Below are 6,000 nucleotides of genomic sequence, written 5' to 3'. Positions count from 1 at the left end.
GCCCCCAGGACCAGCGTGGATCAACCAACCCCAGGAAACCACCCAACAGTCAGCCGCCTAACTCCCCTTGGTACCGTTCAGCTTGAAAAATTCCGAATCTCGCAAACCCGAAGACCGCTCCTGCGTGGCTAAAGCCAACTGAAGGGCTGAGCGGCTAGTTGACAGAGTCATGGTTATCGGCGATTAGGGAGAGCGTCACGTGCATCCCACATATCTCGAGCATCAACGGCATGGTGCAATAATGTGCGCGTGACATCAACGAAGCGTGAGCTGCGGGCCAACATTCGCGCGGAGCGCCGTCAACGTCCCATTGCGGAACGGAACGCTGCGGCAGCGAACATCTCGGCCCGTTTGATGAGCTTGGTCATCGACCGCGCCCCGCGTTTCGTTGCCTGTTACTTATCGACTGAAGATGAGCCCGGAACAAGACCCTTCCTAGAGTGGGCAGCGTCCAACGGTGTCGATGTGATCCTGCCGGTGAGCAGGGTTGACGGGCTCTTGGATTGGGTTCCAAGCCGCGGCGGGACAGAGCAAGTAGGCCTCTTTGGCATACCGGAAATCGTCGGGGAACCCTTGAGCGCCGAAATCATGGCCGAGGTAGACCTGATGATTGTTCCTGCGGCCGCTGTGGACCGCTCAGGGATGCGGCTTGGATGGGGACGTGGTTACTTCGACCGCACCCTTTCAGCCTTGGACCATTCCCCAACGGTTTACGCCGTCGTTTTCGAATCCGAGTTTCGTGAGACTGTGCCGCGCGAGCCTCATGATCAGCCAGTCGACGGCGTAGTCACTCCCAGCATGACGGCCTTGTTCTAGACGGCAGGCAGATTCAACCCTTATCCGTCGGTGCTGCTCGGTCGTCCACTTCGGCGGTCAAAGTATCGATGTGTCTTATGGCGGCGTTGAAGCGCTCGACCGAGCCCCAGAGCGCCGGGTTAGCTTTAGCGACTTGCTCCAGTGACTGTCCAGCTGACGTGAGCGATGCCAAATCGAAGCTCACGTTTGTGCGTGCTCCGGAAATCGCACCGCGCAGTGCGCCGCATGCTACAACGACGTCGGCGATCAGCGCAGAGTTGCCTTGGTGGGCGAGCCAAAACAACTCCTCGATTGCTCCTATTGCCTTCTCGCCGAGTGCTGCGGAAGTTTTTGCAGCTTCTATGGATGCGGCGCGTATAGCCTCGTCCCGACGCTCTCCCGGGTCGAGGCGGAATGCTGCTCCAAACGCGCTGGAAGCAGCTGAGTCCTCGTCAGCTAGCTTGAGTGCGGATTCGCGTAGCGACTGCGTTCGGGCAATCAGGGCATCGATTTCATCCTGTTGTCCAGCATCGGACTCGGTGTAGCCGGCCACCATGGACATCAGGGATGCAGCAAGGGCAAGCATCACCCCAGCTCCTGCTCCTCCACCAGGTGACCCCGTTGACTTTGCCAGAGCCTCCGTCCATTGTCCGAGAGTTGAATCTTGGGTGTTCATAGCGCTGCGTCCTGAGCCATCGGTGCGTGTCCTACCAAGTTCGAACATTTCCACCAGGATTGCATGGGCCTGTCCTTCCCCTTTCCAACCACTGTTCTCAACCTTTCCCCACTAGGGCCTCGTACTCGGCCGGGTTGTCGTCTCGCGCGTCGGCGCCGGTTGCCTCTAATTGATCGGCGAGGGTGGTCGTTCGTCGCTGAGCACGGCGAGGGTATTGTCTGCTGCGAGCATTGCCATGGCGGTACGGGTCTCGATGGTGGCGGAGCCGAGGTGCGGGACGAGCACAACGTTCTCGAGCTCGAGCAATCCGGGGTGCACGCGGGGCTCGTTTTCAAAAACGTCGAGCCCGGCGCCGGTGATCTGTCCCTCGCGAAGGGCAGAAGCGAGGGCTGCTTCGTCGATGATGGGCCCGCGGGCGGTGTTGATGAGGTAGGCCGAATCCTTCATGGCCGCGAGTTGTTCGGCGCCGATCAGGTGGTGGGTGGCAGGCCCGTAGGGGCAGTGCAGGGAGACGATGTCGGAGACGGTCAGCAGCTCGTCGAGGTCGACGCGCCGGGCGCCCAGCTCTGCGGCGATCCCGGGATCGATTTCACTGCGCGACTGGTAGATGATTTCCATGCCGAAAGCTTTGGCCCGGAGTGCGGTGGCCTGGCCGATGGCGCCCATGCCTACGATGCCGAGGGTCTTGCCGTGCAGGCTGCTGCCGAGCAGGAAGAACATGCCCCACTTCCAGGGCTGGCCGGAGCGGATGAGCCGTTCCCCCTCGCCGAGCCGGCGGGTCGCCATGAGGATCAGGCCGAGCGCGATGTCGGCTGTGGCGTCCGTGAGTACGCCAGGGGTGTTGGTGGCCACGATGCCCCGTTCGGTGCAGGCCGGCACGTCGATGTTGTCATAGCCGACGGCGACGTTCGCGACCACTTTGAGCTGCGGGCCGGCGGCGTCGAGCAGCTCGGAGTCGATGCGTTCGGTGAGCAGGCTCACCACGGCGTCGGCGCCGGCTACCCGGCGCAGGAGCTCCTCGCGGCCAATCGACTCCGGACTCTGCCAGGCGTCGACCTCGTGCTCGGCGCGAAGCTTTTCGATAGCGGCTTCGGGTACACGTCCCGTGACGACGACCCGGCTCATGCCGTCTCGATCCACTTGCGCAGGTGGCCGAGGCCGTCGCGGATGTCAGCGACGTCGATGCCCGAGTAGGCGAGCCGGATGTACTGCCGCTCTTCGCCGGGCTGTCGGCGTCCGAAGTGCTCACGTGTGCAGAAGGAGACGCCGGTCTCGTGCAGGGCTGCGGAGGCGAAATCGCCGACTGCCGTGTACCCCATGCGCTGCATGGTCTCGGTGACGTCGGGGAAGAGGTAGAACGTCGACTTCGGCACGGCGACCTGCATGCCGGAGATGTCGTTCACGAGTTCGCATGCAGCATCCCGTCGCTCGCGCAGGATGTCGAGCATCTGCTGTACGGGTTCCTGGGTGCCACGGAGCGCTTCGATGCCGGCCCATTGAACGTAGTGCGTTGTGCACGACTCATCGTTGGTGTTGAGTGTGCTGAGAATTTTGGCGATCTCGATCGGGGCGACGGCGCAGCCCAGACGGGATCCGGTCATGGCGAACTTCTTGCTGAACGTGTAGAGGATCACGGTGCGCTCCGCCATGCCGGGAAGCGAGGCGATGGAGCTGGAGACACCCTCATAGCGCGTCTCGAAGTACGCCTCATCGGAGAGTACCCAGAGGTCGTGCTCCTGGGCGAGCTGTGCGATAGCCTCCCGCTCGGCCGACGTCGACTCAGCCGAGATGGGGTTCTGCAGGTCGTTGTAGATGATTGCGACAGTATTCGGGGTGATCGATGCGCGCACCTGGTCGAGATCGATCGCGAAGCCCTCGCTCGTGGGCAGGTAGCGGTAAGGCACCGCTGTGCCACCGAGGTACTCGATCTGCGATTCGTAGATCGGGAAGCCGGGGTTGGGATAGAGCACTTCCTGGCCGGGGTTCATGACCGTCTGCAGGAATTTCGTGATCACGGGCTTGCCGCCCGTCATCACGACCACGTTGTCAGGGGTGAACTCAATACCTCGGCGGGCCCCAAGATCGTCGGCGAGTGCCTCGCGCAACTGCGGGATGCCGGGGCCCGGGCAATAGCCCGTATAGCCGTCGGCGATGGCCCGGTTCATGGCTTCGACGATATGCGGGGCCGTCGGGATGTTGATGTCGCCGAGATGGAAGGGGTACACGAGGTTCCCCTTCGCCTTCCAGGCGGCCGCGGCTTGGGCGACGCTAAAGGCGGTTTCGGTGCCCAGACGTTCGAGCCGGTTCGCGAGTTGCTGCATGCTGTTCCACTCCTCATCGAGATTGTGATCGATCTTCTTCGGTAATAATTGCTGCTTTTGCGTCGTGGCGGCGGTTAGGCAGGGTTGACTGGTGCCTTTCCGAGGCCCACGGCCAGGAACTTTTTGCGGACGTGGTTCTTAGTCCGTTTCCGGGCCGATGTAGTAGGGGCAGTCCTGGCTACCCGGTTCACCGGAACAAGTTTCCTCCTGAACCTCAGGCTGCTCCCCGACGCTGGTGGTTAGCATATTTTGCGGGCTTGTTGTCATGGTTTTCCTTGTTCACACAGCCGCCCCAATACTGCAGCGTCCACGAACTCGGGATGTTTCCTGAACACCGGGCCCAGAGAGTCTAAGACCTCGATCACAACCTGGTGGAACTCCGTCTCACCCGGGTTACGTCGGAATACCTCATCACGCACAGAAGACAACGCTGAATCCATGGAACTCCCCGATCTCGGCAACAAAGCCCTCCGGAAGACGGAGGACAAAACGTTTTAGGCCCTGCCCTGCGAGATCTCGGGCTGATACGGGGTGGTAGGCCGTGTACCAAGCGGGAGCTTCCAGGACGTTGCGACGGATGATCGGTGGCGTGATGGTGTCGTAGTAACCCTGCCCGATCATCTGAACGACGGTCTTATTCTTGGCCACCAGCTCACGGAGTTCAGCCAGTACCTCGGTTTCACTGCGGGCATCGCCCAATGAGAGCGGTCCGTCAATACGGATCGAGTCAGGAACCGCGCTGTCAACGAGACCGTCGCCGCTGTCGTAGCCCACAGCCTTGAGCATGGTGTCGATGTCCGACTGGCGCCGGGCACCGATATGGCGGTCAGCGAAAATGGCCGGAGAAGATTGAGCCGTCATGAAAGGAACTCCATAATTCAGGCAGCGCAACGCGCCACGATGACTTGGGTTCCTCCCCGCTCTGTATTGGACCTGAGAGTTTCCGTTTTGCCCTGCTGATAGCAGGACGCCACTTGCACCGCCGGTGAGTCCGGTTGGCCGGACTACTTTCCAGAGTTGCCTTGCCGCGGCGGTACACGGGCCTGAGAGATTCCCGGGGAGGGTTTGCTCCTACGGCGCCTGCTACACGTACCGGCAGAACTCTCCCGCCGCAGATCATAAGCAGTTCACTTGTAGTGATACGCGACACACGTTAGCGCTAGACCTGTCGAATACGCAAATGTGGGGTTCGCGACCGGCCTGCAGCAGCGGGACATGACCTAGACCTACGACCCTGTAAGGGTAGGGAACTCGGAAACATGCACCGCGCATCGATAGTGTTTTGTGCCCGCTCAGGTAGGGGCGAGGAAGCCTCGGAGCAGCGAAGCGGTGCCATGAAGGTGATCCTGGGACGCCCTCCACATCGCCCCTAAGGATTGCATCGACGATGTCCTGATGCTGCCGGTTCGAGTGCTCTAGGTTCGGCTCAAGAAGCGGGATCCGATCCAGAAGGTCGCTAACTTTCGAACGTACATCCGCCACCGCATGGGCGAGGCTCGGCGATCCGACCACCTCGGCAATCGCGACATGGAATCGGGCATCCTTTGGGCGGTATTCACCCGTCGACGCCCGAGAGACTTCATCGAGAGCCTTCAGCAGGTGGCTGCGCTGTGCCGGAGACAGCCGCGCCCCAGCGGCCAGTGATGCCGCTGCGGGCTCAAGGACGCCACGGAACGTCAGGACGTCCTCCACCTCCTCAGGGTTCAACTTCGGGAGCACGTCAGCGACGACAGTCGGACGGAAGCACACATAGGTTCCTCCGTAGGGTCCCCGCTGCACCTCGACAAGAACCAGGCACGCCGTCCATCGAAAGTCCCCGCGATCAAGCAAGCTACTGCAGCCCCACACAACGGGGACCACTACTGCCCGGCTACAGCGGGTCCATCCAGTCAAAAGGAGCTTCGCTGTGAGCCTTGCCCCCGAGAGCCTCGCCTGCTGCGCATCGAGGCGCGCAATGCCGAGACGCCGGTCGATCGCTGGGTGAAGCCCGGCGAATTCGTCGAACTGAGTGAGGAGGCGGAAGAGATCGGCTTCCTCGGCGTCATGAGCGGCCCGCTTGTGCGCTCGTCCTATCGTGCGGGCCGCCTCTGGGCGCGGGCCATGCGCAAGAAGGGCCTCGAACTGCCCTCAGAACTCGCGCACCTCGACGACTCCGGCTCCGCCTCCCAGGAAGCATCCTCACTTCTCGCCGGCTAACGCACAATGCCT

5 protein-coding genes, 2 pseudogenes and 2 riboswitches are annotated in these 6,000 nt (G+C 61.8%); of the genes and pseudogenes, 2 read left to right on the top strand and 5 right to left on the bottom strand.

From position 1 onward, the window contains the following. Positions 1 to 249 precede the first annotated feature (249 nt). Positions 250 to 816 carry a 5-formyltetrahydrofolate cyclo-ligase gene (locus IWX75_RS15860; protein ID WP_334684408.1) on the top strand — a complete coding sequence of 189 codons (567 nt, stop codon included), beginning with the start codon at positions 250 to 252 and terminating at the stop codon, positions 814 to 816. Positions 817 to 829: 13 nt separating this feature from the next. Here the strand turns inward: IWX75_RS15860 and IWX75_RS15855 are convergent, their stop codons facing one another. From IWX75_RS15855 to IWX75_RS17895, 5 genes and pseudogenes are all read right to left on the bottom strand, one after another. Further along, entirely contained in the window at positions 830 to 1,471 is a 642-nt protein-coding gene (locus tag IWX75_RS15855) for a cyclodeaminase/cyclohydrolase family protein (protein WP_196823229.1), read from the bottom strand. Positions 1,472 to 1,636: 165 nt separating this feature from the next. Beyond that, entirely contained in the window at positions 1,637 to 2,596 is a 960-nt protein-coding gene (locus IWX75_RS15850; protein WP_196823228.1) for a 2-hydroxyacid dehydrogenase, read from the bottom strand. Further along, entirely contained in the window at positions 2,593 to 3,792 is a 1,200-nt protein-coding gene (locus IWX75_RS15845; RefSeq protein ID WP_196823227.1) for a pyridoxal phosphate-dependent aminotransferase, read from the bottom strand. Before IWX75_RS15845 ends, IWX75_RS15850 begins: the two co-directional genes overlap by 4 nt. A 500-nt stretch (positions 3,793 to 4,292) precedes the next feature. Further along, positions 4,293 to 4,653, bottom strand: a pseudogene (locus IWX75_RS15840) (glycine dehydrogenase (aminomethyl-transferring)); the annotation flags it as partial. Positions 4,654 to 4,704: 51 nt separating this feature from the next. Beyond that, positions 4,705 to 4,812: riboswitch (glycine riboswitch) on the bottom strand. 1 nt (position 4,813) lies between these two features. Further along, a riboswitch (glycine riboswitch) is annotated at positions 4,814 to 4,911 on the bottom strand. After that, the gene (locus IWX75_RS17895) at positions 4,909 to 5,484 is read right to left on the bottom strand and encodes a FadR/GntR family transcriptional regulator (protein ID WP_442858994.1); all 576 of its coding nucleotides are present in this window, start codon (positions 5,482 to 5,484) and stop codon (positions 4,909 to 4,911) included. It overlaps the preceding riboswitch by 3 nt. A 273-nt stretch (positions 5,485 to 5,757) precedes the next feature. On the opposite strand from IWX75_RS17895, the pseudogene IWX75_RS15830 reads away from it, so the two are divergent. Continuing rightward, positions 5,758 to 5,988: pseudogene (locus tag IWX75_RS15830) on the top strand (lipoyl synthase); the annotation flags it as partial. Positions 5,989 to 6,000 lie beyond the last annotated feature (12 nt).

Source organism: Arthrobacter sp. CAN_A6, assembly GCF_015751715.1.
In the GTDB taxonomy this organism is placed as follows: Bacteria; Actinomycetota; Actinomycetes; order Actinomycetales; family Micrococcaceae; genus Arthrobacter_D.
Note: the sequence above shows the minus strand (reverse complement) of the source record. Positions and strands in the feature narration are given on the sequence as shown.

Excerpts from the sequence above, each read along its gene's own strand:
- IWX75_RS15855 (WP_196823229.1), bottom strand. The coding sequence starts at position 1,471 with ATGAACACCCAAGATTCAACTCTCGGACAATGGACGGAGGCTCTGGCA.
- IWX75_RS15850 (WP_196823228.1), bottom strand. The coding sequence starts at position 2,596 with ATGAGCCGGGTCGTCGTCACGGGACGTGTACCCGAAGCCGCTATCGAA.
- IWX75_RS15845 (WP_196823227.1), bottom strand. The coding sequence starts at position 3,792 with ATGCAGCAACTCGCGAACCGGCTCGAACGTCTGGGCACCGAAACCGCC.